The organism is Bacillus cereus group sp. RP43, from assembly GCF_040459645.1.
Classification (GTDB): Bacteria; Bacillota; Bacilli; order Bacillales; family Bacillaceae_G; genus Bacillus_A; species Bacillus_A mycoides_C.
Map to the genome: position 1 here is coordinate 2618523 of NZ_JARVHQ010000001.1, position 25944 is coordinate 2644466.

A 25944-nucleotide genomic window follows, 5' to 3' on the forward strand; every position below is an offset into this window, starting at 1 on the left:
TACATAATTATCTTACCTATGAAAGGAGTGCATTTCTTGGAGAAGGTTTTATTTTTTGGAGACCCAGGTATTGATGATTCGTTTGCAATTATGTATGGCTTACTGCATCCTGAAATTGAAATTGTTGGTATCGTAACTGGATATGGAAATGTTGAACATATACATGCCACTCATAATGCCGCATATATTTTACAGTTAGCAAACAGACAAGATATTCCTGTAATTAGCGGGGCAACAAAGCCACTTACAAATGAAATTACAATGTATTACCCTGAAATTCATGGACCAGAAGGATTAGGACCCATACATGTACCGGAAAGTGTGTTATCCATTCCGATATACAATTTTGGCAGTATTGCTGCGATTCTTGTAAAGTATGGAGAAGATTTAACAATTGTCGATGTAGGAAGATCTACCTCTTTAGCAATTGCGTTTAATTTATGGAACGACTTGATGTTAAATGTAAAAGGGATTTATTTTATGGGTGGTGTCTTTTTAGAAGCAGGGAATGTTACTCCATTAGCAGAGGCAAACGTGTACGGAGATCCTATAGCCAGTCAAATTGTGTTTCAGCAAGCGGAAAATTTAACGTTATTCCCTTTAAATGTAACAAATAAAACAGTTTTAACCCCAAATGTATTTAGTTATATTTTAGCTAATACAAAAAATCCATTTAAACCGATTATGAAACCCATGTACGATTATTATTTATCAGCATACCAAAAGCTCAATCCATCTATTGAAGGGCCATTATTACACGATGTACTTGCTATAAGCGGTTTAGTGAATCCTACATTTTTAAATTATACATCCCGAACAGTGACTGTAGATATATGTGGCGAAACGAAGGGACAAACTTTTGCTGATTTTCGCCCACACTCTAAATCTGAAGGGGCGCGTATAGCGTTACAATTAGATGAGGAAAAATTTATTCAGGATTTTATGAAAATCATGTTATAAGGTGATGTCGAAAAAGGGAATTATTTCACTCCGTTGAATATAAAAGATAAATTCTCTTTTTAAAGGAGCTTAAAATAGTGAACGTCCAATTAAAAATTGTTACGAGAGAAAATTGGGAAGACGTATTAAAGTTACGAGTTAAAGAAAATCAAATGCAATTTGTTCCGGCAGTGGCAGTATCACTTGCTAAAGTATACATAAAACCAGATGGTGAAAATGTCGAATATATTCCATTCGCTATATATGATGGTGACCTTATAGTCGGTTTTATTATGCATGCTTTTGTACGTGAGTCAACAGATATGTACTGGATTAACGGATTTATCGTTGATGAAAAAGAGCAAGGAAAAGGATATGGAAAAGCAGCATTAAAGGAAATCATTAACTTAATAAAAAATAACTTTAAAGAGTGTGAGGAAATTAGATTAACTGTCCATAAAGATAATATTTCTGCAAAGAAACTATATGAATGTTATGGTTTTAAATCATTAGGAAATGTATATGACGGTGAGGAAGTATATCGCTTATTGTTGTTGAATTAAAGATGTGCGATTTTGAATAAAGTTATATCGTGTATTTATTGTGAAAAGGTAAAGGACATCTAGAATTGAAAGATCGATTAAGAAACTGTTTAGAAACAATAAGTTGTTCCGTTAAAGGGCCATATTGTGGAGAATTGGTTGTACTAATTCATATAAATTATCGCAAATTGAATTCACGCAATTATTTAAACATTTTATTATAAAACAGTATTTATATATACTTAAACTATCATTAATAAAGACATCAAGGGAGGAACTAATATGAAAGAGAGCAATAAAAAAGAGTTGTCAATAGAGCAACGTGAAGAATTACTACAAACATTGAAAGATCGTTTTGAGAATAACATGAACCGTCATAAAGGGCTAGAATGGGCTAATGTTCAATCAAATCTGGATGCTAATACTGAAAAGTTGTGGTCGCTTAATGAAATGGAAAGAACTGGCGGAGAACCTGATGTTGTTGATTTTGATAAAGAAAAAAGCGAATACATTTTTTATGATTGTTCAGCAGAAAGTCCTAAAGGTCGTAGAAGTGTTTGTTATGATCTTGAAGCGCTAGAATCAAGAAAGAAACATAAACCAGAAAATAACGCTATCGATATGGCAACTACTATGGGCATTGAACTATTAACGGAAGAAGAATATCGGGCGTTGCAAAATCTTGGGAATTTCGATTTGAAGACATCGAGTTGGGTGCAAACACCTTCTGATATTAGAGAACTTGGTGGTGCCCTTTTTTGCGATTATCGCTTTGGACACGTCTTTGTATATCACAATGGGGCAGAATCTTACTATGCCGCAAGAGGCTTTCGTGGTTCGTTAAGAGTCTAAAATTTGTACAGGCAGGTAAATTTGAAATAGAGAATAGATTTGCTTAGGGAAAAGTAGTGATTGCATACTTTAGCCACGGCTTCGATTTTGAGGCCGCAAAGAATACAAACCTTATTGTAAAAAAATGAATCAGCTAAAAATATTAAGAGTATGTTTCGATGATTTATTTTCATAAACATACTCTTTTTTAGAATCGTTTATCAAGATTATTAGTTTTAATTAAATTGTAAACGAGAACATGTAAAATGTTATTTAAATAAAAATTTTCGAGCAAGTATAAAGTGAATGATTAGGAGGAATACAAAATGAAAAGTAAATTCCATCATATTGTACGAGCTATCATGATAAAAGATGAAAAATTACTAGTTGCTGAATACATAGGACATCATTATTTTTTACCCGGTGGCCATGTTGAAATTGGGGAATCAGCAGAGAAAGCACTAATAAGAGAGTTGCGAGAAGAACTTGGAGTAACTTGCAGTATAAAACAATTTTTAGGCGTCATAGAAAATCAATGGCAAGCCAAAGAAATGCTCCACCATGAAATTAACCACATTTTTGAAATAGATTCAAATGAGTTAAAACCCGATTCCACTCCAATATCTAAAGAGTCCCATTTAGCATTTCACTGGATTGATTTTAATAAAGAAAATATAAACTCCTATACAATAACGCCAACACCTTCAGTAAAAGAATTACTAGAAAGAAAATTAAGTGATGAACTATTAACTTGCTGGATTAGTAACTTTTAATCGTCTCTATTTATATTAATTCCGTCCACTAAAAGAATATAAAGAAAATAGGCTCATAAACAAGGTACATCACCTAGTGTAAAGTCATATTTTGTTGATGTACGCATTTAGTCTATAGCCTTATTTCTACTTTATTTTTAAAAGTAAATAAACTTGAAAATTTGGACGGAATTCACATTTGTAAATGGAGGGTTTCATAATGAATGAGTTTCAACAAGAACTACAAGCGTTAAACCTTAATGATTATCAACCTGGTAATGTTGTTTATTGGGATCAGCAACAAAATCAATATCCATATTATTACATTCAAGACGATGCACGTCGTTGTGGCGGATGCGGTGGTTGTGGCGGACGTTGTGGTGGCTGTGGCGGTCGCTGTGGTGGTTGTGGCGGCGGACGTTGCGGCGGTTGTGTAGGTTGCGTTGGCTGCGTTGGTTGTTTCAGCTGTTCTAATTGCTGGAACTGGTGGTTTATTTAAGTACAGAATAATATTTCACATGAAAGAAAAGTGTAAATACCAGTTTATGTTGTGTTAACGCTTTTCTTTCATGCTGTCATTTTTATATGTTTTAGGGGGATATTTATTTGTACAAATATGAAAAATTAATTTCATGGGTAGAAAGCATTAAAGAGACCAATCAAAGTTCTACGGCAGCACTTTGTATTATGAAAGATAATAAGATTGTACTAGAGCATTATAGTGGAACGCATTCAAATACTCCTACTAGTAAAAAAGTAACCATATCTTCACAGTTCAATGTCGCTTCCGCAAGAAAAAGCTATTTAGGATTAATGGTAGCTTATGCAGTTTATGAGGGGAAAATAAAATCTCTTGATGACGAGGCAGTAAATTATTTTGAAAACCATGATCCTTCATTACTCGGTAAGACAACGATAAGACATTTAGTAACTCATTCACACGGTTTAAATGAAACCGATGATGGGACAGTTTTTCGTGAGTTTGAGCCGGGACAAGCTTGGGGGTACAGAGATATTAATGTAAGAATGGTCACGAAGCTTATTTATCAGCTGTATAATAAGAGTTTTCCTGAATTATTAAAGGAGCGTGTATTCCTACCTGCCAACTTCAATGAAACTGGATGGAGAATAGAACATGATGAAAATTTAGTTAAGGTTATTGTAAATCCAAATGAAGATGCTATAGAAAGTGTCGGTGCAGTAGATGACGGCTCCGAGAAAAATTTGTTTGTCTCTGCGAGAGAATTTGCATACTGGGGGAATCTGCATTTAAATAACGGGTTCTTAAATGGTAAACAAATTGTGCCAAAAGAAGTTATAGCACTTGCTACCAGCTTACAAAGTCCAGAGTATAAAAATAAAGAACTACCTCAAAACGGGTTATTTTGGTTCGTTCAAAATGAACCTGCTTTATTTAGCGAACTTGGTGAGCGAGTTCCGAAAGGTTCCTATCAAATATTAGGAATTACAGGACCAACGATATTAGTCATTCCAGAATATAATGTCGTCGTTGCTAAAATGTACAATAAAAGATACAACTATGGTGGGGATAATTATTTATATTATTTACGTGAATTTAGCAATTTAGTCGCTGATACATTTAGTAGCAGTAAAAATAATATGGTTAGGGCATAACTACTCCTATAATAAAAAGGAGTGAACTTTAATGAAAAATGAAGTGAATAAAAATAAAAAGCGAAATATAAAGGATGTAAACACAGAACAAAACGCGATTTATAGCGATCCGAAAGATGCAGCTAACATGCAAACTGTACCGCAGCCGAAAGACTTCGAGGAAATTGAATATTAATTTTCTCTCCGACTTATTTATGAAAGAAAAATACGTCTTAAGTCTCATCACTTTCATCAAATTATTTGATAACATATGTACATAAGCATTCGAAAATGTCTTATCTTAACAAAGCTTTCTTTAAATGCTGTATATAACCTACAAAAAGGCACTTCTTCAATGAAGTGTCTGTTTGTGTAAGCTAACTTAATTTCCATTTTCCGTACAGTATCGTGCAATTTATCATGGATATACTAACTGTGAAAATTCATGTCATGATAAAAGAAGGGGACAGTTAGTATGAAACAATCATCTATAAATCCGTTGCTAATTGTTCTAGGTACAATCATTGTTCAAATTGGCCTAGGAACAATTTACACATGGAGTTTATTTAATCAACCCCTTGTAAGTAAGTTTGGATGGAACCTCAATTCAGTCGCGATTACTTTCTCAATTACGAGTTTTTCTTTATCATTCTCAACTCTATTTGCAGGAAAGCTACAGCAAAAATTTGGACTCCGTAAACTAATCGCTACTGCAGGAATTGTTTTAGGACTCGGTTTAATACTTAGTTCACAAGTTTCCTCATTACCATTACTTTATTTATTAGCTGGTGTTGTCGTTGGATATGCTGATGGAACAGCGTATATTACCTCACTATCTAATTTAATTAAATGGTTTCCAAACCGTAAAGGGCTTATTTCTGGTATATCTGTTTCGGCATATGGAATGGGAAGCTTAATCTTTAGATATATAAACGGAAATCTTATCAACAGTCTTGGGGTATCACAAGCATTTTTATATTGGGGTATTATCGTCTTACTTTTAGTGTTGACAGGATCATTCTTCTTACGTGAAGCAATTGTAAGTAACACTGTAACTGAAACATTACACAATGATTATACGCCGCGTGAAATGATGAAAACAAAACAAGTATATCTCTTATTTTTCATGCTATTCACATCATGTATGGGCGGACTGTATTTAATCGGTATGGTAAAAGACATTGGGGTGCAGCTCGTCGGTCTTAGTGCAGCGACTGCCGCTAATGCCGTCGCAATGATTGCAATCTTTAATACAATAGGTAGAATTATTCTTGGAACGTTATCAGATAAAATAGGCCGATTAAAAATCGTCTCTGCTACATTTATTATTATTGGATTGTCCGTCTTCACTTTAAGTTTTATTCCACTAAATTACGGGATTTATTTTGCTTGTGTAGCAAGTGTTGCCTTTTGCTTTGGTGGTAATATCACTATATTCCCGGCCATTGTCGGGGATTTCTTCGGATTAAAAAACCATAGTACAAACTACGGGATTGTTTACCAAGGTTTCGGATTTGGTGCACTTGCAGGATCATTCATTGGAGCACTACTTGGCGGATTTCAACCAACCTTCATTACAATAGGTGTTCTATGTGTAATATCTTTCGTTATCTCTATAGTAATCCGCCCTCCAAATGCAGAAAAGGAGAAGGAAATACAATCGTTAAATCGAAAAATAGCTTAATGCTAAGAAAGAGTCCTTATGCTAGGGCTCTTTTTAAAAGGTTATCTCATTATAAGATAATGTGTAAACAATGTACTCCACATCAAAATAAAACCACGTAAAAAGGATAATTACAATTAGAGTCTCCACTCGAAATATCTGGACTTCAGCCTTTACTTATTACGTAACCTACTATTAATAAAGACAGGATAATTTAATTATTAAATTGAATAGATTACGTAAATATAAAAAGGTGCGTGATACTGAAAATGAAAATTCAAAAACAATGGATTCAAGAAGATAGTGATTACATAAGAGAGAAAGTAATTGAATATAACCAAAAACATCTTTCAAATGAAGAGAAAACACCTTCAGAAAAGGTAAGTTTTATAGTAAGGAATGAAAAAGAAGAAATAATCGGAGGGGTAACAGCGATAACTTTTTGGCATCACTTGCATATTGACTTTCTGTGGGTGTCTGAAGAATATAGACACGAAGGCTATGGCAGCAAATTAATGAAACTTATTGAAGAATTTGCAATCGAAAAAGAATGTCGGCTGATAAACTTAGACACTTTTAGTTTCCAAGCTCCAAACTTTTATAAAAAACATGGATACAAAGTGATCGGAGTCAGTAAAGATCATCCTAAAGGACATCATCACTATTATTTAGAAAAAAGGTTGTAAAAAACATATTAAATTTATAGTTGCTATTGCTTGGTATGTTTTAACCGAATCGATTTTTTAACATTTAGTGGGCGTGTTTTGATTATTCTTTTTCAAAACATGTTCTTTTTCTTTTTTGTGAATAAAAACCATTTAATGATAGAATGAAATAAAGACAGAAAATTCGTATCATTGAAGGGGATTAAATATGAAAAAGGTGAATGTTACATACGCGCTTTTATACGATGAAACTCACGAAAAGCTCTTAATGGTTAAAAACAAAGGGAAAAATGGCTCTTATTACACTTTACCAGGTGGAGCAGTTAAATTAGGTGAAACGTTAGAAGAGGCAACAATTCGTGAAGTAAAAGAAGAAACTGGACTAGATATATCCGTAAAAGGGGTTTGTTCCATTAGTGAAGCGTTTTTTGAGGAAAGGGGACATCATGCAATCTTCTTTAATTTTTCAGGAGAAATAATAGGAGGAGAGATATGTATATCGCGTCCAAAAGAGATTGAAGAGATTACCTGGATGGAATTACATATAGCAGAGCCTTATTTACGTATACCAGAACACTTAAAAGGTGTTTTACAAAAGAAAGAAACGGTTCCTTATATTTTTAATGGAACTATTATTCATCAATCTTCATAAAGATAGTATTTCATTTAAGGCGGGGGAAAAATGGAGTTTATCGTTAATCACAAACAATTTACACAAGCTCTTTCAGAAGTAAGTAAAGCTATCTCAACAAAAACTTTAATTCCTATATTATCCGGAATAAAAATAACAGCAGATCAATTTGGAATTACTTTAATCGCAAGTAATTCGAATATTTTCATTGAAAAATTTATACCTATTTCAATTGAAGACGAACAAATTGCAACTATTTTAAAAGCAGGGAGTATTGTTGTACCAGCAAAGTATTTCATTGAAATTATTAAGAAAATGCCAAGTGAGATTTTAATAAAAAGTATGAATGAGCAGTTGATTACAATTCAATCTGATGAAATTACTTTAAACTTAAATGGATTCTCGGCGAACGACTTTCCAAATGTACCATTTATAGACGAACATGGAGAAATACAAGTAGAAACGGAACAGTTGATTGAAGTCTTTAAACAAACTGCCTTTGCAGCTGCTAAAAATGAATCCAGACCAGTTCTTACTGGCGTACATATCGTATTTGATCACAATAAATTAGTTTGCGCTGCGACTGATTCACATAGACTGGCTTTACGTGAAATACTAATTTCATCTCATGCGAAAGCAAATTGCATTATACCAAGTTCAACTATTAGTGAACTTCTAAAATTAATGAACAACAATTTAAATTTTGTATACATATATCTTTCAGAGAGTCACATTATTTTTAAATTCGGTACAATTACGTTGTATTCAAGACTAATTGAAGGAAAATACCCTAATATATCTAGCCTAATACCACGTGAATTTCAAACAGTAATTAACATAGATAGAAAAAAGATTTTACAAGGTGTAGATCGATCCAGTTTATTAGCAAGTGAATGGGCGAATAACAACGTAAATTTAGAAATCATCGATGAATCCACAATAAAAATCTCTTCTAATGCTTCTCAGGTCGGTAAAATATCAGAAACACAACAAATAGATACCATTCACGGACAAAAGCAATTAAATATATCTTTCGATGGACGCTTTATGGTTGATGCTTTAAAAGCAATGAAAGAAGATATAGTTACTTTAAGTTTTGGTGGTTCTATGAGACCGATATTAATTGAAGCAGGAGAACAATCTGCAGCAGTACATCTTATATCACCAGTTAGAGCTTATTAAGAGAAATGAAAGAAAAAGAGTTTGTCATTTAATATAAGAGAAACAATCAATATAAGAGAAACAATCTAGAAAACACAGCAATGAATTCATAATTTAGAGGAGAGATTCATTATGTGGAAAATAAATCAAATTGAAACATCACGTGGGAAGTTTGAGTATTTTCAAAAAGGAGAAGGGGCTCCTTTATGCGTTACACATTTATATAGTGAGTATAACAATAATGGAAATACTTTCGCGAATCCATTTACCAAGCACTATAGCGTGTATTTAATTAATTTAAAAGGCTGCGGTAATTCAGATCCAGCAAATGACGATGCGGAATATAGTATGGCAGAAGCCGTAAAAGATTTAGAAGCGATTAGAGTAGCTTTACATATAAATAAGTGGGCTTTTGCGGGTCATTCTACAGGAGGTATGCTAGCTCTTGTTTATGCAACTGAAGCACAAGAAAGTTTAACAAAAATTATTGCTGGTGGCGCATCGGCAAGTAAAGAATATGCATCTCATAAAGATTGTATATACTGCAGTGAAAATAAAAATTTCAATAGAATCGTTTCAATTATGAATTCTTTAAATGACCCTAATACACGACAAGAAGAAAGAAAAACATTAGGTAGAGAGTGGGCACTTATGTCTTTTTATTCTGAAGAAAAGCTTGAAGAATCATTAAAACTGCCGAATAGCGGGAAGGTAGTTGGAGATCGGTTAAATTATTTTAGAGCAGTTGAATATAAAGACTATGATGTCCGTCAGAAACTTAAACATGTTAAAATACCAAGCCTTATATATTGCGGGAAGCATGATGCACAATGCCCATACATATTCTCACAAGAAATAGCAAATCTAATCCCGAACGCAACGCTAACAACATTTGAAGAAAGTAATCACAATCCATTTGTCGAGGAAATGGATAAGTTTGAAACATTTGTAAAGGATACTTTATATTAAATATATGTTTTAGAGCTTAATAGGGGGGAGATGTAAAGAAAGGAGGAGTTCATGAAAAAAGAAAAGCTTTTATTTTGGATTAATATCACTAGTATGATTACTATATTATCCTCAATTATTTATTTAGCTTTTGCAGCATCTATCAAAAAAGATACTCTTACTCAATTAAAAAAGCTCCAAATATCCCATCTACAATTTAAGACTCAAACAATACAGAGGACTCTTCAGGATATTGGACAAAAGAAAAGATGAAAAATGCACTTCCAGTAGATATAAGAGAAATCCATAATAAGTGAATTAACAAAAAGCGAACTATATTAAATCAGTTCGCTTTTTATAATGATTAAACTTCTCGCCACCAAGCTGACGTAGGATATTCTCTAGATTTTAACGGAATAGCTTCACCGATTTGTGGCATTGCAATATTAACCCCTAAACGATTTGCTTCTTTCGTAATTCGCTCAATTGGATCACTCCATTCATGTAACGCTAACGTAAAAGCACCCCAATGAATAGGAACAAGCCATTCTCCTTTAACGTCAATATGAGCTTGTACTGTTTCTTCTGGCAACATATGAATTGCAGACCATCTCGCATCATATTGTCCACATTCCATTAAAGTAAGATCAAATGGACCGTATTTATTACCAATCTCCTTAAAGTGCGGAGCATATCCACTATCACCACTAAAGAAGACTTTCGTTTCTTGACCAAGGATAACCCATGAACACCATAACGAATTATCTCTATCTGTCATACTTCGTCCAGAGAAATGCCTTGCAGGTGTACAAACTAATTTAATATTATCAAAAGTAATTTCATCCCACCAATTATGCTCACTAATTTTACTAGGTGAAACACCCCATTTAATAAGATAACGTGCAACTCCAGTCGGAACATAAAAGTGCTTTACACGATCTTTTAACTGCATAATACTTTTGTAATTTAAATGGTCATAGTGATTATGCGAAATGATAATCGCATCAATTTCTTGAAGATCTTCACGTTCTAAAGAAAAAGCACCACTATAACGTTTACTATTAAAAACAGGAAACGGGGAAGAGGCGTCGCCAAACATAGGATCTAATAACAGCTTTTTACCTTCTATTTTTAAAAGAGAAGCAGAATGACCAAACCATGTAATACTATCTATAGATTCATCATGCAGATTCGGTAACACAATAGGTAAATTCTTTATAGGACGCAGCTTTGTTTTCATTTTAAAGTAATCAGTCATTAAACCGATAATATCTTTCGGATTAAAACTTACATCAGTATGAATTTGATTTATATATTTCTTTTTCATTAGTTCTCCTTTTTACGTTTAACAATATACGTATGTTGTTATTCTAGCTGTTATTAGTGTAAACTATATCGTTTTACCTTTCATCTTTAATGCAGTACATTTCATAAATTCTTCAAATTTATTATTTGGATATATAAAATAGAATTCATTTAGCAGCAGCTAAAACTAATAATATGTATTTGTAAATTGTTTTAATTAAGTAAATTCTTTCTCAAAAATCACGAAGAATGTATGTTTCGTTGTATGTTTAAGAAGCAGATATGTCCCTAATTATCCAAAAGGAGCATACTAAGGTTTATAATTTAAGATTATTAAAGGATACCTATTTTTATTTATAGAACATAGTAAATAAATAGATTTTACAATTAACTTATTTAAAAAGGAGGGATGTAATGATGCTTGCTAATAATACTCCAGAGAAAATACTACAAACAGCTTATGAGACTAAAATGATTTCATCTGGAGATAATTCGCCATCTATAAAAATAAGTGGAACAAATCTTCAATATTTACTTGTGATGCTGCATCTTGGTATAGGATCCAATGCTATAAAAACGAAGCTAAATTGGACTAACGAGGAATTCGAAAAACAAATACATACATTAGAACTAGAAGGTGATAGGAGGGAGTTACTATCCAACGTGTATGGTTATAACAGCTAATGAAGGAGAAAAGCTGTATAACCTATGTGAGCCTTTAATTAAAGCTACACTTAACATAATTGAAAAGTATTCTAATCAAATTGATGCTATGTCTAAAAGAATCGAGACATTTAATCATTCATCTAAAGAATCGTATAGTCTTTTACTTTATAGCGGTGTGTTATTAGATTCTGGACAAATAATTAACATTGAAGAAAACTATTTAGAAACAGAACGGCCTTTGAGAAACAATAAAAGATATTATTATGCGATTCTAGAACAAGAACAAACAGACAAAGAGGCCTTTGAAATGTATGGTAATACGTATTTGGATTTAAGGGAATATCAAATTGGTCTTTATGGAAACACTCGATATACAACTTTGAATTTAATAACTGCGAATAAAGAAACGTTTGAAGAATATTTTCATGATGCAATTACTGATATTAATTATACAAAAAACAATTAGTTTAAATTTTTGTAGCGGCAGATAGACCAGTAGACTTAAATTTAAATTTATTATACGAAAAATTAGGCTTATATAAAAATTCGCAATCAATTATCCCAGTATTTAAAGCCAAAGACTTATCTATACTTAGCGAAATCGCGAACACGATCAGTAAAGATTTGATCTTATTATGTAAAGAAAATGAGAAACCTTTAAAAGAATACTTTGCAAGCAGCAGATACTCAAAAGAAATAACTTACGAAGAATTTTTTATTTGGTGGTATCACTTTTTCTATACAAAAGTAACTGAAGAATTAATACAACAAGGCATAATTAAACTTAGCACTCAAGAAAATCAAACATATATAATCTATTAAATACCTAATTTTATAAATATAAGCAGCGTATTATAACTTCACATATGTAGCAGAAGGCTATGTGAAAAATTATTTGTAAAATAGATAGGCATCTAAAATTAAACATAAAGAAAATACGATATAAAAAGGAGAGAAATACATTGCAAAAGAAATTTATCAATCCGGAAACTATGCCAGCAACTTTTGGATACTCACATATTGTTGAGGTTAGTAACGCTAAACGGACAATTTACATATCTGGACAAGTAGCGATTAATGCTGATGGGCATATAGTCGGGAATGGAGATTTAGGTGCACAAACGCGCCAAGTATTCGAAAATATTAAAATTGCATTAGAAGCTTCAAACTTAAATTTTAATGATGTAGTAAAATTAACATTTTTCTTGACGGACATTTCTCAAATGGCCATTGTTAGAGATATTCGAGATCAATACATCAACACAAACAACCCACCAGCAAGTTCAGCTGTAGAAGTTAACAAATTGATTAACGATAAATTATTAATCGAAATTGAAGCAATTGCTGTAGCAAACTAATTTAAAAACTTATCATCAATTAAATTAATATCGAAGCAATTTGTTTGAAGTTAACGATTAAACAAATTGCTTTTTTGTCTTAACTAAAATTTGTTTGCGGCATTATTTATGAAAATAAACAACAAAAATATATTAGAGCAATTTATCTATAAGCTATTAAGCTGTATCAATTCATATAACACACAGCCAATCATGAACAAAGAAAAGGGAAGTTTAAAAACCAAAACCAATATATAATAAGTTTATTACTTTTTTCTAGTTAACATAATATATATTATACAAAGTTGTATGGAGTAAGTGTTTATCTGTATCAAAAACCAAGTAAACTATACTTAATGAGACGGAACGGAGATTTTTAATGAGATTTATACTAAATCAAACTTAAATGATTTTTTACGTTTTTATTACTAAATTTATATTTAATCCGTTTATAGCAAATCCGAACTTAAAATTCATGAATCGTTCTATTTACAAACACAAAAAAATTTTACGTAACGATACATTTAAAATAAAAATTAAAAATCGATTAAAGTGTTTTTATTACTAATGAATTTTCCAATGATTAATTTATCATTTTTAGCTACATATATGATTTGCTACATGTTACATTATTTTTATTTATTTCATATCATCGCTTGACTTTTATTATGATTGCTATCTTTTAATTTAGTTAACATAATTAAATATTGTTAAAACAAAAATCACCCTAACTGTTAGGATGATTTTTTAGCCCTTAAACATATATACACCAATAAATTGAGTCCTTTTCCCTATTTAAACATAAGTAATGCTCTAAATTGTTATTTTAATAGCAATCCCAATTGTAAATAACATTGGAAAAATCTAGGTTCAACAAATCTTCCTTGCGTATAAAGAAATTAGCAACACCAGAATCTCCCCACATAATATTTAATGAATCGTCTGTATCGATTTGCAACAATAATATATCGTGTTGTTGGTATTTTTCTTCCCATTCCCTCGGATCTGTCTGTGTAAAAAATGGATAACCGCCAATTTTATGCCCTTGATCTTCGCATAGATCATCATACAGTTCGCCTAATTCTGTTTTATTTTCTTCATCAACAATTTCTTCCCAATCAATGTTTTCATTAAAAATCTTTTCAAATCGATAATCTCTTGATGTTACTGGTTGATAATCCAATTCAAACTTTAGTTTAGCTGCTTCAGGTATGATAAAATGCTCTAAATCTAAAGTGTTTAAATAACTAAAATCGGTAATAACCTTAGTTAAATCTTCCGTTATTGTAGAATGATAAATGATTCGAAAGTCTTTTTGGCTTGTTGGATGATCAAAATCTGCTCCAAAAAGCTCATCATCAGCACTTACGAAAAATTGTAACATGCCCTTTTGAGGCATATATTCAATATGCGGAATTTCTTCAAGGTTTAACTGCGCAAGTAACATCATAGGTTGGCCATTAGAATCTTTAGGATGTTCTTGATTTATATGTACATACGGATACCCGCCAAACTTGCTCTCAAAAAGTGTTGTTTCTGCTTGAGTTCCAAACACTTTAATATAAGGTTTTACACTTTCTTCTAAAATACTTCGATACTGCTCTAGTTCTTTCGGTAATTGAAGCTGATACGTATTCTTCATTTCTTCTGCCTCCCTTTAAAGATAATTAATAAATGCCTACCTCAATTATATTGCAAAAGATGGTTTCATTAAAAAAAGCTAAAAATCCGTTTTAACCCTCATTTTTTGCGCACTTGGCGGACAAAGTAAATTATGTTCTGAGACCTTTTTATTAATAATTTGAATTAAATTTGCTGCTTCTGCGGTATTTGTTGTTTCTTTTAGAGTTTCTTTTAAAACATCAATTTCTTTTGAAAGTTCAATCCACCTAGGTAAAATATGATTATTCTTCAAAGTTCTATAAAGTTGCTTTTCAGGATTGTACGCAAGATCTTTATCAAGATTAAGAGGTTTCCCTTTACCAGGTAAATCATTAAAAGCGCCTTTCTTTTCTGCCTGTTTAACGATAGAACTAATGTAATCCTCATACGTGAATGACCAAACTTTCTCATCTTTCACTAAAATTTCTTGTTTTTTTAGCTTTTTATCTAGATCATCTTGATTCATAGATTCATTCCTCTTTTCATTTTATTTTTATAGTGTTGTTTTCGAATGTTTTAATGCTCTAAATCCATCCGGTAGCTTTTTACGCCACCAAATGCCATCGTGACCGCCTTTAAACTCTTCATAAATGGTTTTGTATCTTTTTCCTTTTAAATCTTTATAGAGACGTCTATTTGCCGTTAAAAGAGGTTCATTTTCAAGTTTTCCTGATTTCGTATGAATTTGAAGATGAAATGTATACTGGTTAGCCGATGTAATAAGAACTTCTTGAAGGTGTGAAGTGCGAGAATAATCATGTGGTGTATAAAGATGAATCTTACGTGTATTATTTAAAATTGAACTATAGAAAGAATATGTTTAAAGCTTGCTGTAAAGTGATAGCTATTTAATTTTGATATGAAGAATATAAGAGCCTTGCTACATTTTATTTGTAATGAGGCTCTTTAAAGTTGTTTAATTCTTATTGAACTAACGCATCCTTTTAGATCAGTTATTTATTAGAAAAATTATCAATTGCTTGAATAGCTTGTTCCAACGCTTTTATTCTTCTTTCTAAAAGCGTTCTTTGAGGACTGCCAGCCTTTGACTTATCATACGCCCTCTCAATTGACGGAAGCAAACCAGTAAGAACATTACAAGCTTCTGCTATATCTTGCTGGGTATAATTATGGGTTCTTTGATTCCAAACGTTTTCTAGCATTGCTAAGCCGACGCAAACAGCTTTCAGTCGTTTCTTTACTAAAGTAGTATTTGCACCTTTTTGAGTCATCTGCGACAAAGCATTTTTTAATTTATTGATTGTTGATTGTAAAGACTTTATTGATTCTAATTTATCTACATTTGATACATTTTCCATGTTAGTGCTGTCCCTTCTTCGTTTCTAAATTATTTTGCTTGATACTTGATGAAATCGATAAGAACCTGATTTCACTCGGAATATTTTAACATAAACAACTAACAATATTTGAAAGGATTTCTCAAGAATCCGACACAATTGTTGAACACAAGTTAACTAACCTATCTGATAGTCCAATAAGAATTAAAAAACTTTTATGTCACTTAACATTTACATGATGAATAATGATTTAAAGGAAAACGACCGCAAAACTAAAATCCTCTTCCCTCCTCTACAGTATTCTATAAGTACTTCTTTCTTCACATTAGAATTCCTATTTAAGCAAGTTGGAAATATTGTATATTTTATGAACTAAAAAACGCACAAGCTATTTAAACTGTGCGTTTTCGTCTTTATTCAGTAAGGTAGTAAAGTAACAGTTTCCGAGCCTTTTCATAATTCATGAAATCTCTATATAAAATGGGGTATTTTACAATTTTTGTTTCAAGAAAACAATATTGCGGAAACCATTCGAAAAACGATTTTCGTAACCATTTTATTTGCTGAAACGTAATATTCTCTTCGTTTTCATTTAGTACAGAATTTAAAGTTGCTGCTGTATGCATCCGATAATGATTAAAATCAGCATTTATCACGTCATCTTCTGTAAATTTACTTTTTAAGTCTCGCTGCAATTTTCCTGTAGCACGATACGGAAACGGTTTATGCAGTGGACTATGCATTTTCTGTAATTCATTAAAAATAACCTTTTTTCCTAATATCAACTTTCCCCCCTTTATTTCTCTATCCAATTTAATAAGTTTTCGAAATGATATTGAGCATCCTTATACCCAAGATTATATAAATTAACGAGCTTTTCTTTATCTCTTTCTATTCCACTTATTGGAAGCTGCGCACTTGGCTGAATTACATAAAAATTATCTTTTTGTTCGTTGTGATTCATATAAGATACAGTTTCATTATAAAAACGATAATGTTCTACTAAGTGCTCTGCGATTTTTGGATATTTTCTATATAAAATTTTAGCTAGTCCAGAAAATTTATTACGCTGCTTCTCGTATCCTTCTGGCTTTGTCATAATAACAACGTTCTTTTTATAACCATCATTCTGTGCTTTGAAAACTGGAATAGGATCTATAATCCCTCCATCTAACAATTTTCGATTATCATATTCTACAGCAGGTGCTATAAACGGCACAGAGCTTGATGCACGAATAATTTTTAAAATATCATTTCCATGTTCTGTTTTATTATAATAAACTGCCTGTCCTGATTCGCAATCAGTCGTTCCGATTACAAACTGTTCATTTGAATTTAGGAAAGTTTGAAAATCAAACGGTACAATTTTGTTTGGTACTTCATCAAATAAAAAATCCATTCCAAATAATTCACGTTTTCGAATTAAGTTTCGATAAGATATATACCTGTGATCTGCTACTAGCTCTGTATTTACTTTCTTATTTCTTCCTTTTTGACGTGACAAATATGTTGCACCCATACACGCTCCAGCAGATACACCGACTACATACGGAAAGAATAAGTCCCTTTCCATAAAATATTCGAGTACTCCTGCAGTATATAACCCTTTCATTCCGCCACCTTCTAATACTAAACCGATATTCTTCATGCTTAATCCCTCTGCTTCTGTTTTCTTAATTACATGTTAGCACAAGATTTTAGGATGAGGTTATATAAATTAATTGCAACAATAGCAAAAAACTATAGAAGCAATGTCATAATTTCTTATTCAATAGCATGGTACAATATAAGAAACTAATTCCACATAGTATAAGGAGGAATTTCATATGGGTCTATTTAGTGGTATTTTAGGAAATGCATCAAATGCGAGTACAGAAAGCGTAGAACGTGATTTAGAAAAGATAATGTTAGATGATGAGAAAGTCGAGCATGCTTATAAATTAATTCGTGATTTAATCGTATTTACAAATCGCCGTCTTATTTTAGTAGATAAACAAGGAGTAACTGGTAAAAAAACAGAATACCATTCTATCCCTTATAAAAGTATTACACAATTTAGTATTGAAACAGCTGGGCATTTTGATTTAGATGCAGAACTTAAAATATGGGTATCTAGTTTGAGCGCGCCAATTACGAAAGAATTTAAAGGCGATGATAGCATATTAAGTATTCAAAAAGCGTTAGTAACATATACGACGAAATAGTTCGTTTTTTGTATATTTATTCAAATTCAAAATTACTAACCCGAACTTTTTGGAAAAATATACATTAAAATTGTATATTTAATCTAAAACAGTACAAAAAGGTAAAGCGTTTAATATGTGCTTTACCTTTCTTTTTTATAATAAATTAAAGTTGCTTTATCATTTAATTTCTTTTTAAATTCCGCTTTTCTATATCCCATCTTTTCGTATAGAAAACAATTTCGTTCTTCCTCTAAAATTGTAGCAAGCTCCCAAGTCGTTATTTCTGGAAACATCTCCTCGATTAAAATTAATACTTTTTGAGCAATTCCGTTCCCTTGATAGTCTGGAATAATAAACATCGGGCTGATCCAAAATTTAGATGCCTCTTCTTTACGTGATATACATATCGCTCCGACAAGATTCGTATTTACAAAAATTTTATAAAATCCACCGTCCAGGTTATTTATTCTTGAAATCGTTTTTTCAATAAGTTCATTTGCCGGACTTGTTTCATAGTCCTTATACTTTTCTAATAATGAACTAAATGATTCTACTTGCATTTGAAATATAATCTCTGCATCAATTTCTGTCGCCTTCTCTAAGGTTACCAATTTAAACGCTCTCTTAAAGAAGTAATATGAGCTGTATGATGACGACCGTGCCATGCATATAGTCCAATTGCAGCAGCAAGTTTTTTTTCTCCTGATTCAGGATGATTAAATGTCTTTTCTAAATCTGCTGGTTCTAAAGAATATAATAAGTTAACCCATCTTTTATGTAATGAATCTAGCATTACAAGTGAAACATCTACTGGTAATTTTGAGTCAGGTAGCTCTGCCCATTTTTCTTCTTTATACGGTTTAATAGTTGGATTCTTTTCTGTCAGTGCTAATTTAAAGCGTATGTAGCTATTCATATGACTATCAACAACATGATGAACAACTTGGCGAACAGTCCATCCACCAACGCGATACGGTGTATCTAACTGCTTCTGATCTAAATCTTTTATCGCTCTTGCTAATTCATTAGGTAAATCCTCAATTTCTTGAATCCATTTATCAATTATTTCTTCTGTAATAGTGCCTACATAAGTAAATTGGCCTATTGGATAACGCAAATCATTATTCATGAATATGCCTCCCTATTATTTTGAACACGAAGTAGTTCTGCAAATATAATGTACAAAATTTACACGTTCACCGTTTAATTCTACAGAAGTTGTATCTGCTTCATTATTAAAAGAAAATCCGCTTTTTTCTAGTACAATTTGTGATGCGAGATTATTAGTCGTTGTTTTAGCATGAACCTCATTAATTTCATTATTTTTCGCTACGTTTAAAATTAATTTTACAGCTGCTGTTGCAACTCCTTTTTTTATGAATTTTTCTCCGACTCGATAACCTAACGAACTGATTCGAGTTTCGGTATCGATATCTACTAAGTTTATTCGACCTACAATTTCTTTTTCTTCATTACGAATTAAATAAAAATAAGAATTTCCATCTGCCTGTTCTATTAATAAATCGTCTAGTAGTTTTTGAAAATATTCAAAATCGAAATATTTCGAACCACGATTTGGTACCATTGTTTCAAAAAAAGATTTATTCGTAAGTTCAAACGTAAATAAATCCTCAGCATCTTGTTTCTTTAGTTGCTCTATGTATATTTCCATCCCGTATTCTCCTTCTTGATTTACTAACTGTTATACATTCTTTTTTAATCGATTATTTTCCTGCTATTTCTTTCGATTAAGTAATACAGCAAGTACCACTTTCGGATGAAATAGATGAAATGGACTATGAATTAAATTCATCACCCGCACTAATCGAATATACACATCAGAATCACTTGCAGAAAGTCGATATATTTGTTTCGTATACCAAAGCTGAAAATTTTGTTTCATAGTTAATTCTCTCTTTAGCTGAGGGTGACGTGATATTTCCGTAGTTGTCATTTCCCAAGGGGTTTGTATTATGTTTGCGGCTTTCTTATAAAATTGTTGTGTAAATGTTTTATCGAGCTTTTTTCTCCCTTGTAGAAGTAGTTGCAACTGGTGAGCTTCCATTGCTGCAACTGAAACGCCTTGACCGAAAACCGGATCAAAACGACAATGTGCATCTCCAACTATTAATAACCCTTCTGGCATATTTGTAACGAGATCGAATCTTCTGCGTACTTGAAAAGGAATTTTGTATGTTTTAATATCAGTAATTGCCTCAGCTCTATTTAGGAAATCTATTACATGACGGATTGAGAGGTTTTCAGCAAAATTATAAAACTCATCATCTGTTTGTGGTGCCTTCTCATTTGCATATCCACTGAAAGTAACAAAATAACGATCATCTTCAATCGTTTGAATTAGAACACCATAAGGATTCTCAGGAAAACTTGGAGACATTAATATATTACAGCAGTCTAACTTCTCATTTTCTTTGAGTTTAAACAATCTAGTTGCATAAAATAAATCAATACGCACTTTTTCTTCTTGCACTTCAATATTGTATTCTCGTAACCACTCTATACTTTTTGAACCGAACCCACTTGCATCAACAACAATATCTGCATGAACTTCTTCGTGTACACCTGTATCTAAACATTTAACTTTTACTCCACACACTTTATTACGGTTTTCATCTATTAGTAATCTTCCAACTAACATTTCATACTTCGTAGTAATATTTGAAATTTGTTCAATTCGTTTTTGAATATGTGATTCTAGCATAGGACGACTTTGCTGAATCATATGCACTTCTCCTGTGAATGACTGTTTCCATAAACCAAATTGATGCCATTTTAAATCACGAGTAAAGTTATTTACGATGCTGCCTGCTTCTATTAATTCGTTTGTAATAGTAGGGAACAATTCCTCAATTGCCTTTTCTCCGCCTTTTAATAACACATGAGGGTGATTACTTTGTGGAACTCTTTTTCTCGAAGCTTCTCCATCCCATCTTTCACCGGCTTCTATAATGATTACTTCTTTAAAAGACGTTGATAATGCTTTTGCTGCGAGTTTTCCTGCCATACTTCCACCAATAACAATAGCCTTATTAAACATATTTTCCCCCTTAATGAAAAGAGATCCTGACTTTTATAAATAAAACAGGACCTTAACTACTTAGCTTCTTTATCATTATAATTTAAAACACATGAGTAAATTGCAACATTAAAATTAAAATACCTAATCCCCATACGTAATACGCGAATACTTTTAAAGAATGACGTTTTAAATATTGAATCATCCATGAAACTGCTATGTAGCCAAAGAACGCTGCTGATAATGTTCCGACAATTAATGATGTACTAGAAATAGATTCAGCTTTCCCTTGAAAAACATCTACAAATTGCAAGATGATAGCTCCGACAATAGCCGGTGTTGATAATAAAAATGAAAAGTACGCCGCTGTTTCACGGTCTAACTTTCTCCATAATGCAGCGACAATTGTCATTCCAGAACGAGAAATTGCTGGAAATATAGCTACTGCTTGAAATGAACCAATTATGAGTGCATCTTTATATGTAATATCATTCATTTTTTTACGACCGTTCTTTTGTTTATCGGCCATATAAAGAAATAAACCTGTCACCAAAAACTCCCAACCTATTGTTATACCTGTTTTTGAAATATCTTCAAAAAAGTCTTTAAATAATAAGCCAATTACAACCGCAGGTATCGTCCCGACAATAAGTAAAAACATAAGCTTTGAAAATGGATTTTTTATTAAATAAATAAATTCTTTTCTATAATAAATAAACACTGCAAGCAAAGTTCCGATATGCAGCATCGTATCTAAAAACAAACCTGCCTCATCTAACTGAAAAATATGCCGCCCTAAATATAGGTGACCTGTACTGCTTATAGGTAAAAACTCTGTCAGCCCTTGAATAATTCCTAAAATAAAAGCTTCTAGCCAATTCATGATGATCTCCTTTCCCATTTGCTTGTACCAATATATGATGCTTTATTTTTTGTTATGAAAGAAAATATATTTCTCTTGGGGATTTACTTTAACCTTTATTTAGAAGTTATGGATTGTAATATCTATGGATATATATGTAAAAAAGGAGGGGCTTATATGGAGAAACACACAAAATTAGGCAACATATTACTTTGGATTGGACCTGTTCTTGTGTTCTTAGGCTTATGTATGACAAATGTAATTACAGACATACCTTTCTTTGAAGGAAAGCATAAAACTCTTGGAATTATTATGTTATTTATAGGGGTACTTTGTTTAATTGCTGCTCATTACTTTAAAATACGAAAAAATTCTGCCGATTAAATACTATATTCCCTTATAAGGAGGAACAAATGCGAGGAAAATCATTACGGACAAAAATTACAAAATTATATAAATAAAAACAATCCTAGTGTATGTACTAGGATTGTTTCATTTCGCTAATATTGTTTATTTATAAAACACTTTATCAACGTTATATTTCGCTTTGTATTCATTAATGATGTAAGTTTCGTAAATTTCTCTTTCTGTTGGATCTTCTACGATACATGCATCGATGCGGTATACTTCATCACGATTATTTTTGATTGGTGAAACATTATCTTCAAAATGCTTTTTAATACGTTGTCTAATTTTACGAGCTTTACCTACGAAAAGAAGTTCGTCATTAATGTTGTAAAACATAAAAATGCCGCCTTTATCTCTAGGGAACAAGTGGAAATCGATAAAACCGTTAATTGGAGTAATTAATGGCTCGTCTCCTTTAATAACTTGTTTACGTTCAGTAATTGAAACATCAGCTTCAGGAATATTAATTTTAATCAAGTTCATTCACGTCCTCTTTTATTATAAAGATAAATAATAGCATAAGTATGTAAGAAAAGCTATGTTCAGAGACATATTTCATTTTATAATTCAAATATTATAGGTATATCATGTAAACTTTTTTTCCAAATCATATGATCAATTGATTCGCCCCAATAATCCTTCAGCACATAACTAGGTTTTCCAAACTTTTTCGTCCATATACTTTGTGCTTTTTTGTATCCACTATCTAAACAGTATTCGGTTACTCCTCTGCTAAGTAATGTAAGATACATTGTATTTAGTAGTAAACTCCCTATACCTTTTCTTTGATACTCCGGAAGTATAAATACAGTTCCTATTTCATACAAACCCTTAAGTACACCGCCTGTACAACTATTAATTAATGTACTCGCTGGACCGATTTCAATCGTTCCAATGATTTTATCGTTATTTGTATCTATTGCTAATAAAAAGTAACGACTTTCTCCATTACTATCAAAATCGTTTTTCAAATATTGCTTTTTTGAGTTAATTTCATTTTCTATGTCATCTAATAATTGGGATAACCCTTCATTTTTATATGTATTCGTAATAACTATACGGAAAAATAAATATAGTTCATCTACATGATTCAAATTCGGTCTTCTAACTGCAACGTTAGTCATGAATGCATTCTCCAATCTTCATTATGCCATTGTCAATACAACACTTTATATAATCTATTCATCATTATTCTGCAAAAACCTGCATAAATCCAGCAGTATAGAAAGCTCAGTATAAATATTGATAAAATAATTTTTATGTCCATAGTTGTATGAACAGTAGGACCAAGTACCGGAAAACGGAAAACATCGAGAACGATCATAATCCCTATAAGTAGACAAGTCGCTGAAAAGGAAACAATCCAAATTCTCCTCTTGAATTTTAAAAAGGCTAGTCCTAAGGCTAGACCTAATAAGCCTGTAGTAAAAGGAAAGACAATTAGTTCACTTGGCTCAATAATAAATAATAGAAAAATAGTAAGAATATAAGAAAGTATTCCCTCACGAATAGAATAGAAAATAGCAAAAAAAATCGGTAATGTCGAAAATGGACTAATGAGCAAACCTATACCAGGAATTAAGTTCCCCGCTGCTTGAAACATGGTGGCTAATGCACTCATCAAAGCTGTAAGTACTAACTTATTCGCAAAGGACAATTTTCTTTTATGAACAAAGCTTGTATCATGCTCTATCATCAGTTGATACCAATAACGTACAAACCGATTCATTAAAATACCCCCTAAAGATACCTCATTCATTACTTTCTATATTATTCGTACACATATGGTTTATGAGTTACTTTCTACAAATTAATAGATGCTCATACATTGAAGATTTTTAGGGAGACAAGTTAAGTCGTGCATTTTGGAAACAGAATAAATTCCTTATATTTTTAGACTGATAATTTGTATCGTATCAAGGGATAATTTCATAAATAGTACCTTTATTAAAATCAGTTACTTTCATAGAACCGTAAACTCCTAAATATAACCTAGTTTGATTTAAGTTTGTTCCTAAACTAACATAATAAGCTGATTGAGCACCAAAATCATAATTGGTTTCAATAACATGAAAATTATTACGTTTACCGTCTATACTTGCTCTAGTATAAGCTAACACTCCCTTTACTGGAGATTGAGATTCTTCTTTCTTGGCAAGATCAGTAAACACGACACTACCTGATAAATTTTGGATTGTAGTCCCCATATATGGCTGAACTCCTGTAAGTGAAGTTCCTCCAAACTTATCGGCCCTGGAATCTTTATGAAAATAACTGATTAGAGGCTGAATACGTCTCACTGACGTTTGAATTGTTTCATTATAATAAGCCATTGTTCTCTCATCCAAAGTAGGATTCTCAGAACAGTGCCTTATAAAAGAAGTAGGTAATTCTCCTTCCCATCCTCGCCAACCAAAATTAATAAATCCATTTTGATTGGGAGTGAATCTCATTAAATGCGTTTGAACAAGTTCGGTAACCGGTATGGGTTTATACTGAACAAACGAAAAAATAGACTCTACAATATCCTGCCCGACATTTCCAGCATATTTGATATACTGATTATAAAACCTTTGAAATGAAATACCTGTTATATTCCGAACCCCTTTCGCAATTACTATAAGTGTTTCTTGTATAGATAAAGGAAGTTCATTAAAGCGCGTAACTACTGGAGGGTTATTCATTAATGTATTTTTACTTACATCAATTTCAATTATTTTACCCGCTATTTCTAAATCATCCTGGCTTAAATTAAATGGATCATAACCCGATCCACCATCTCCATTTGTAAAAACAAGTTTTCCAGTCTCAGGTGAAAAGTTTAAACCATTGACTCCGTTATGATTAAAAAATGGCCGTTTTATATTAAGTAACGTTCTTCGTTTTTCAGGTTGACCGTTTGATTGTAAAATCCATTCTTCAATTGTATCAATATGATCATATTGAGTATCTCTATTTATCCACTTTAAGTTTAAAGTTTTCGGGTCACAAGGATTCGGTTTAAATTGTTCTGCAAGTGCACCTGGTCCTTGAGTCCCAGCCATTGAATAATGAAGATAAAATAAGCCATTATGATTAAATTGCGGATGAAACGCTAGTCCTAGCAATCCTCGTTCATCATAACCACTACTAGAAACCCCTTCTTCAGATGTGCCTAATTTTATGATTCGCGGGCGAATATTTAAAAATGTTTTTATTACATCGTCTCCTATATAAAAAATCTCTCCTAATTGGGTTGCAATAAATAGTCTTTCAGCCGATTCACCTGGAAGTATGGCTGTTTTTATTACAGTTGGTAAATTTATGTTATGAACGATGGGCCGTAAACTAACCTTAACTTTTGTCAACTTACTTTACACCCCTTTAATTGCGTTTTATTAAAAGAGTATGATTAGAACTGTTCGATTAGTATTCAATTAGGGACTAGGGAATTGGAA

General features: G+C 32.0%; 30 protein-coding genes and 2 pseudogenes. 17 read left to right on the top strand and 15 right to left on the bottom strand.

All coding sequences use genetic code 11. The annotated features are described in order from the left end of the window. Positions 1-36 precede the first annotated feature (36 nt). From QCI75_RS13855 to QCI75_RS13915, 13 genes are all read left to right on the top strand, one after another. A complete protein-coding gene (locus QCI75_RS13855) occupies positions 37-960 on the top strand; it encodes a nucleoside hydrolase (protein ID WP_353760689.1) in 924 nt (307 codons plus the stop codon). Positions 961-1037: 77 nt separating this feature from the next. After that, positions 1038-1502, top strand: a complete 465-nt coding sequence (locus QCI75_RS13860) for a GNAT family N-acetyltransferase (protein WP_144504488.1) — start codon at positions 1038-1040, stop codon at positions 1500-1502. Positions 1503-1763: 261 nt separating this feature from the next. Beyond that, positions 1764-2333, top strand: coding sequence for a DUF4256 domain-containing protein (locus QCI75_RS13865; RefSeq protein ID WP_353760690.1), 570 nt, complete (start codon positions 1764-1766; stop codon positions 2331-2333). A gap of 305 nt (positions 2334-2638) precedes the next feature. Continuing rightward, positions 2639-3085: an NUDIX domain-containing protein gene (locus tag QCI75_RS13870; RefSeq protein ID WP_353760691.1), complete on the top strand. Its 447-nt coding sequence runs from the start codon at positions 2639-2641 to the stop codon at positions 3083-3085. A 199-nt stretch (positions 3086-3284) separates the two neighbouring features. Beyond that, a complete protein-coding gene (locus QCI75_RS13875) occupies positions 3285-3563 on the top strand; it encodes a heterocycloanthracin/sonorensin family bacteriocin (RefSeq protein WP_353760692.1) in 279 nt (92 codons plus the stop codon). 107 nt (positions 3564-3670) lie between these two features. Next, complete coding sequence (locus QCI75_RS13880) at positions 3671-4699, top strand: serine hydrolase domain-containing protein (RefSeq protein WP_353760693.1); 1029 nt, start codon at positions 3671-3673, stop codon at positions 4697-4699. Positions 4700-4730: 31 nt separating this feature from the next. Further along, the gene (locus QCI75_RS13885; protein ID WP_186320837.1) at positions 4731-4874 is read left to right on the top strand and encodes a hypothetical protein; all 144 of its coding nucleotides are present in this window, start codon (positions 4731-4733) and stop codon (positions 4872-4874) included. A 279-nt stretch (positions 4875-5153) separates the two neighbouring features. Then, entirely contained in the window at positions 5154-6362 is a 1209-nt protein-coding gene (locus QCI75_RS13890; protein ID WP_071746049.1) for an L-lactate MFS transporter, read from the top strand. A gap of 248 nt (positions 6363-6610) precedes the next feature. Next, on the top strand, positions 6611-7027 hold the full coding sequence (locus QCI75_RS13895; protein ID WP_144504478.1) for a GNAT family N-acetyltransferase: 417 nt from the start codon (positions 6611-6613) through the stop codon (positions 7025-7027). 187 nt (positions 7028-7214) lie between these two features. Beyond that, a complete protein-coding gene (locus QCI75_RS13900) occupies positions 7215-7658 on the top strand; it encodes an NUDIX hydrolase (protein ID WP_144504476.1) in 444 nt (147 codons plus the stop codon). A 30-nt stretch (positions 7659-7688) separates the two neighbouring features. After that, positions 7689-8819 carry a DNA polymerase III subunit beta gene (gene dnaN / locus QCI75_RS13905; protein WP_144504474.1) on the top strand — a complete coding sequence of 377 codons (1131 nt, stop codon included), beginning with the start codon at positions 7689-7691 and terminating at the stop codon, positions 8817-8819. Between the two features lie 111 nt (positions 8820-8930). Beyond that, entirely contained in the window at positions 8931-9767 is an 837-nt protein-coding gene (locus QCI75_RS13910; protein ID WP_144504472.1) for an alpha/beta fold hydrolase, read from the top strand. 51 nt (positions 9768-9818) lie between these two features. Beyond that, on the top strand, positions 9819-10019 hold the full coding sequence (locus QCI75_RS13915; protein ID WP_235676319.1) for a hypothetical protein: 201 nt from the start codon (positions 9819-9821) through the stop codon (positions 10017-10019). Between the two features lie 91 nt (positions 10020-10110). Here the strand turns inward: QCI75_RS13915 and QCI75_RS13920 are convergent, their stop codons facing one another. Further along, positions 10111-11073 (bottom strand): MBL fold metallo-hydrolase, encoded by a 963-nt coding sequence (locus QCI75_RS13920; RefSeq protein WP_353760694.1) that lies wholly within the window; start codon positions 11071-11073, stop codon positions 10111-10113. A 395-nt stretch (positions 11074-11468) separates the two neighbouring features. Between QCI75_RS13920 and QCI75_RS13925 the strand changes: the two are divergent. After that, a pseudogene (locus QCI75_RS13925) lies at positions 11469-12539 on the top strand (hypothetical protein). A 140-nt stretch (positions 12540-12679) separates the two neighbouring features. Further along, positions 12680-13075, top strand: a complete 396-nt coding sequence (locus QCI75_RS13930) for a RidA family protein (RefSeq protein ID WP_353760695.1) — start codon at positions 12680-12682, stop codon at positions 13073-13075. Positions 13076-13880: 805 nt separating this feature from the next. Here QCI75_RS13930 and QCI75_RS13935 read toward each other — a convergent pair. The 5 genes and pseudogenes from QCI75_RS13935 to QCI75_RS13955 form a co-directional block, all read right to left on the bottom strand. Further along, positions 13881-14696: a YwqG family protein gene (locus tag QCI75_RS13935; RefSeq protein WP_144504466.1), complete on the bottom strand. Its 816-nt coding sequence runs from the start codon at positions 14694-14696 to the stop codon at positions 13881-13883. Positions 14697-14774: 78 nt separating this feature from the next. Then, positions 14775-15536: pseudogene (locus tag QCI75_RS13940) on the bottom strand (DnaJ family domain-containing protein); the annotation flags it as partial. Positions 15537-15669: 133 nt separating this feature from the next. Continuing rightward, positions 15670-16035: a hypothetical protein gene (locus QCI75_RS13945; RefSeq protein ID WP_353760696.1), complete on the bottom strand. Its 366-nt coding sequence runs from the start codon at positions 16033-16035 to the stop codon at positions 15670-15672. Between the two features lie 392 nt (positions 16036-16427). After that, entirely contained in the window at positions 16428-16799 is a 372-nt protein-coding gene (locus QCI75_RS13950; RefSeq protein ID WP_144504463.1) for a YxiJ-like family protein, read from the bottom strand. A gap of 11 nt (positions 16800-16810) precedes the next feature. Continuing rightward, positions 16811-17662 (bottom strand): patatin-like phospholipase family protein, encoded by an 852-nt coding sequence (locus tag QCI75_RS13955; RefSeq protein ID WP_144504461.1) that lies wholly within the window; start codon positions 17660-17662, stop codon positions 16811-16813. Between the two features lie 178 nt (positions 17663-17840). Here QCI75_RS13955 and QCI75_RS13960 point away from each other — a divergent pair, with 178 nt between their 5' ends. Then, positions 17841-18218: a PH domain-containing protein gene (locus QCI75_RS13960; protein WP_025149061.1), complete on the top strand. Its 378-nt coding sequence runs from the start codon at positions 17841-17843 to the stop codon at positions 18216-18218. Positions 18219-18340: 122 nt separating this feature from the next. Here QCI75_RS13960 and QCI75_RS13965 read toward each other — a convergent pair whose 3' ends face one another. The 5 genes from QCI75_RS13965 to QCI75_RS13985 all read right to left on the bottom strand — a co-directional run bounded on the left by QCI75_RS13965 (position 18341) and on the right by QCI75_RS13985 (position 22120). Continuing rightward, positions 18341-18865: a GNAT family N-acetyltransferase gene (locus QCI75_RS13965; RefSeq protein WP_353760697.1), complete on the bottom strand. Its 525-nt coding sequence runs from the start codon at positions 18863-18865 to the stop codon at positions 18341-18343. Continuing rightward, positions 18805-19329 (bottom strand): YfiT family bacillithiol transferase, encoded by a 525-nt coding sequence (locus QCI75_RS13970; protein ID WP_128280143.1) that lies wholly within the window; start codon positions 19327-19329, stop codon positions 18805-18807. The genes QCI75_RS13965 and QCI75_RS13970 overlap by 61 nt, the downstream gene beginning before the upstream one ends. A 15-nt stretch (positions 19330-19344) precedes the next feature. Further along, positions 19345-19872: a GNAT family N-acetyltransferase gene (locus QCI75_RS13975; RefSeq protein ID WP_144504457.1), complete on the bottom strand. Its 528-nt coding sequence runs from the start codon at positions 19870-19872 to the stop codon at positions 19345-19347. Positions 19873-19935: 63 nt separating this feature from the next. After that, positions 19936-21258 carry an FAD-dependent monooxygenase gene (locus QCI75_RS13980; RefSeq protein WP_144504455.1) on the bottom strand — a complete coding sequence of 441 codons (1323 nt, stop codon included), beginning with the start codon at positions 21256-21258 and terminating at the stop codon, positions 19936-19938. 82 nt (positions 21259-21340) lie between these two features. Continuing rightward, positions 21341-22120, bottom strand: a complete 780-nt coding sequence (locus QCI75_RS13985) for an undecaprenyl-diphosphate phosphatase (protein WP_144504453.1) — start codon at positions 22118-22120, stop codon at positions 21341-21343. A 156-nt stretch (positions 22121-22276) separates the two neighbouring features. Between QCI75_RS13985 and QCI75_RS13990 the strand changes: the two genes are divergently transcribed. Beyond that, positions 22277-22483 carry a hypothetical protein gene (locus QCI75_RS13990; protein WP_098778345.1) on the top strand — a complete coding sequence of 69 codons (207 nt, stop codon included), beginning with the start codon at positions 22277-22279 and terminating at the stop codon, positions 22481-22483. 126 nt (positions 22484-22609) lie between these two features. Here QCI75_RS13990 and QCI75_RS13995 read toward each other — a convergent pair whose 3' ends face one another. The 4 genes from QCI75_RS13995 to QCI75_RS14010 all read right to left on the bottom strand — a co-directional run bounded on the left by QCI75_RS13995 (position 22610) and on the right by QCI75_RS14010 (position 25854). After that, entirely contained in the window at positions 22610-22990 is a 381-nt protein-coding gene (locus tag QCI75_RS13995; RefSeq protein ID WP_070143087.1) for a nucleotide excision repair endonuclease, read from the bottom strand. Between the two features lie 77 nt (positions 22991-23067). Next, entirely contained in the window at positions 23068-23631 is a 564-nt protein-coding gene (locus QCI75_RS14000) for a GNAT family N-acetyltransferase (RefSeq protein WP_353760698.1), read from the bottom strand. 32 nt (positions 23632-23663) lie between these two features. Next, a complete protein-coding gene (locus tag QCI75_RS14005; protein WP_353760699.1) occupies positions 23664-24236 on the bottom strand; it encodes a hypothetical protein in 573 nt (190 codons plus the stop codon). 187 nt (positions 24237-24423) lie between these two features. Beyond that, a complete protein-coding gene (locus tag QCI75_RS14010) occupies positions 24424-25854 on the bottom strand; it encodes a PQQ-dependent sugar dehydrogenase (RefSeq protein ID WP_353760700.1) in 1431 nt (476 codons plus the stop codon). Positions 25855-25944: the final 90 nt, after the last annotated feature.

Coding starts and splice junctions, on each gene's coding strand:
- QCI75_RS13865 (WP_353760690.1), top strand. CDS start 1,764: ATGAAAGAGAGCAATAAAAAAGAGTTGTCAATAGAGCAACGTGAAGAA.
- QCI75_RS13870 (WP_353760691.1), top strand. CDS start 2,639: ATGAAAAGTAAATTCCATCATATTGTACGAGCTATCATGATAAAAGAT.
- QCI75_RS13875 (WP_353760692.1), top strand. CDS start 3,285: ATGAATGAGTTTCAACAAGAACTACAAGCGTTAAACCTTAATGATTAT.
- QCI75_RS13885 (WP_186320837.1), top strand. CDS start 4,731: ATGAAAAATGAAGTGAATAAAAATAAAAAGCGAAATATAAAGGATGTA.
- QCI75_RS13890 (WP_071746049.1), top strand. CDS start 5,154: ATGAAACAATCATCTATAAATCCGTTGCTAATTGTTCTAGGTACAATC.
- QCI75_RS13895 (WP_144504478.1), top strand. CDS start 6,611: ATGAAAATTCAAAAACAATGGATTCAAGAAGATAGTGATTACATAAGA.
- QCI75_RS13900 (WP_144504476.1), top strand. CDS start 7,215: ATGAAAAAGGTGAATGTTACATACGCGCTTTTATACGATGAAACTCAC.
- dnaN (WP_144504474.1), top strand. CDS start 7,689: ATGGAGTTTATCGTTAATCACAAACAATTTACACAAGCTCTTTCAGAA.
- QCI75_RS13910 (WP_144504472.1), top strand. CDS start 8,931: ATGTGGAAAATAAATCAAATTGAAACATCACGTGGGAAGTTTGAGTAT.
- QCI75_RS13915 (WP_235676319.1), top strand. CDS start 9,819: ATGAAAAAAGAAAAGCTTTTATTTTGGATTAATATCACTAGTATGATT.
- QCI75_RS13920 (WP_353760694.1), bottom strand. CDS start 11,073: ATGAAAAAGAAATATATAAATCAAATTCATACTGATGTAAGTTTTAAT.
- QCI75_RS13935 (WP_144504466.1), bottom strand. CDS start 14,696: ATGAAGAATACGTATCAGCTTCAATTACCGAAAGAACTAGAGCAGTAT.
- QCI75_RS13945 (WP_353760696.1), bottom strand. CDS start 16,035: ATGGAAAATGTATCAAATGTAGATAAATTAGAATCAATAAAGTCTTTA.
- QCI75_RS13955 (WP_144504461.1), bottom strand. CDS start 17,662: ATGAAGAATATCGGTTTAGTATTAGAAGGTGGCGGAATGAAAGGGTTA.
- QCI75_RS13960 (WP_025149061.1), top strand. CDS start 17,841: ATGGGTCTATTTAGTGGTATTTTAGGAAATGCATCAAATGCGAGTACA.
- QCI75_RS13965 (WP_353760697.1), bottom strand. CDS start 18,865: ATGGCACGGTCGTCATCATACAGCTCATATTACTTCTTTAAGAGAGCG.
- QCI75_RS13970 (WP_128280143.1), bottom strand. CDS start 19,329: ATGAATAATGATTTGCGTTATCCAATAGGCCAATTTACTTATGTAGGC.
- QCI75_RS13975 (WP_144504457.1), bottom strand. CDS start 19,872: ATGGAAATATACATAGAGCAACTAAAGAAACAAGATGCTGAGGATTTA.
- QCI75_RS13980 (WP_144504455.1), bottom strand. CDS start 21,258: ATGTTTAATAAGGCTATTGTTATTGGTGGAAGTATGGCAGGAAAACTC.
- QCI75_RS13985 (WP_144504453.1), bottom strand. CDS start 22,120: ATGAATTGGCTAGAAGCTTTTATTTTAGGAATTATTCAAGGGCTGACA.
- QCI75_RS13990 (WP_098778345.1), top strand. CDS start 22,277: ATGGAGAAACACACAAAATTAGGCAACATATTACTTTGGATTGGACCT.
- QCI75_RS13995 (WP_070143087.1), bottom strand. CDS start 22,990: ATGAACTTGATTAAAATTAATATTCCTGAAGCTGATGTTTCAATTACT.
- QCI75_RS14000 (WP_353760698.1), bottom strand. CDS start 23,631: ATGACTAACGTTGCAGTTAGAAGACCGAATTTGAATCATGTAGATGAA.
- QCI75_RS14005 (WP_353760699.1), bottom strand. CDS start 24,236: ATGAATCGGTTTGTACGTTATTGGTATCAACTGATGATAGAGCATGAT.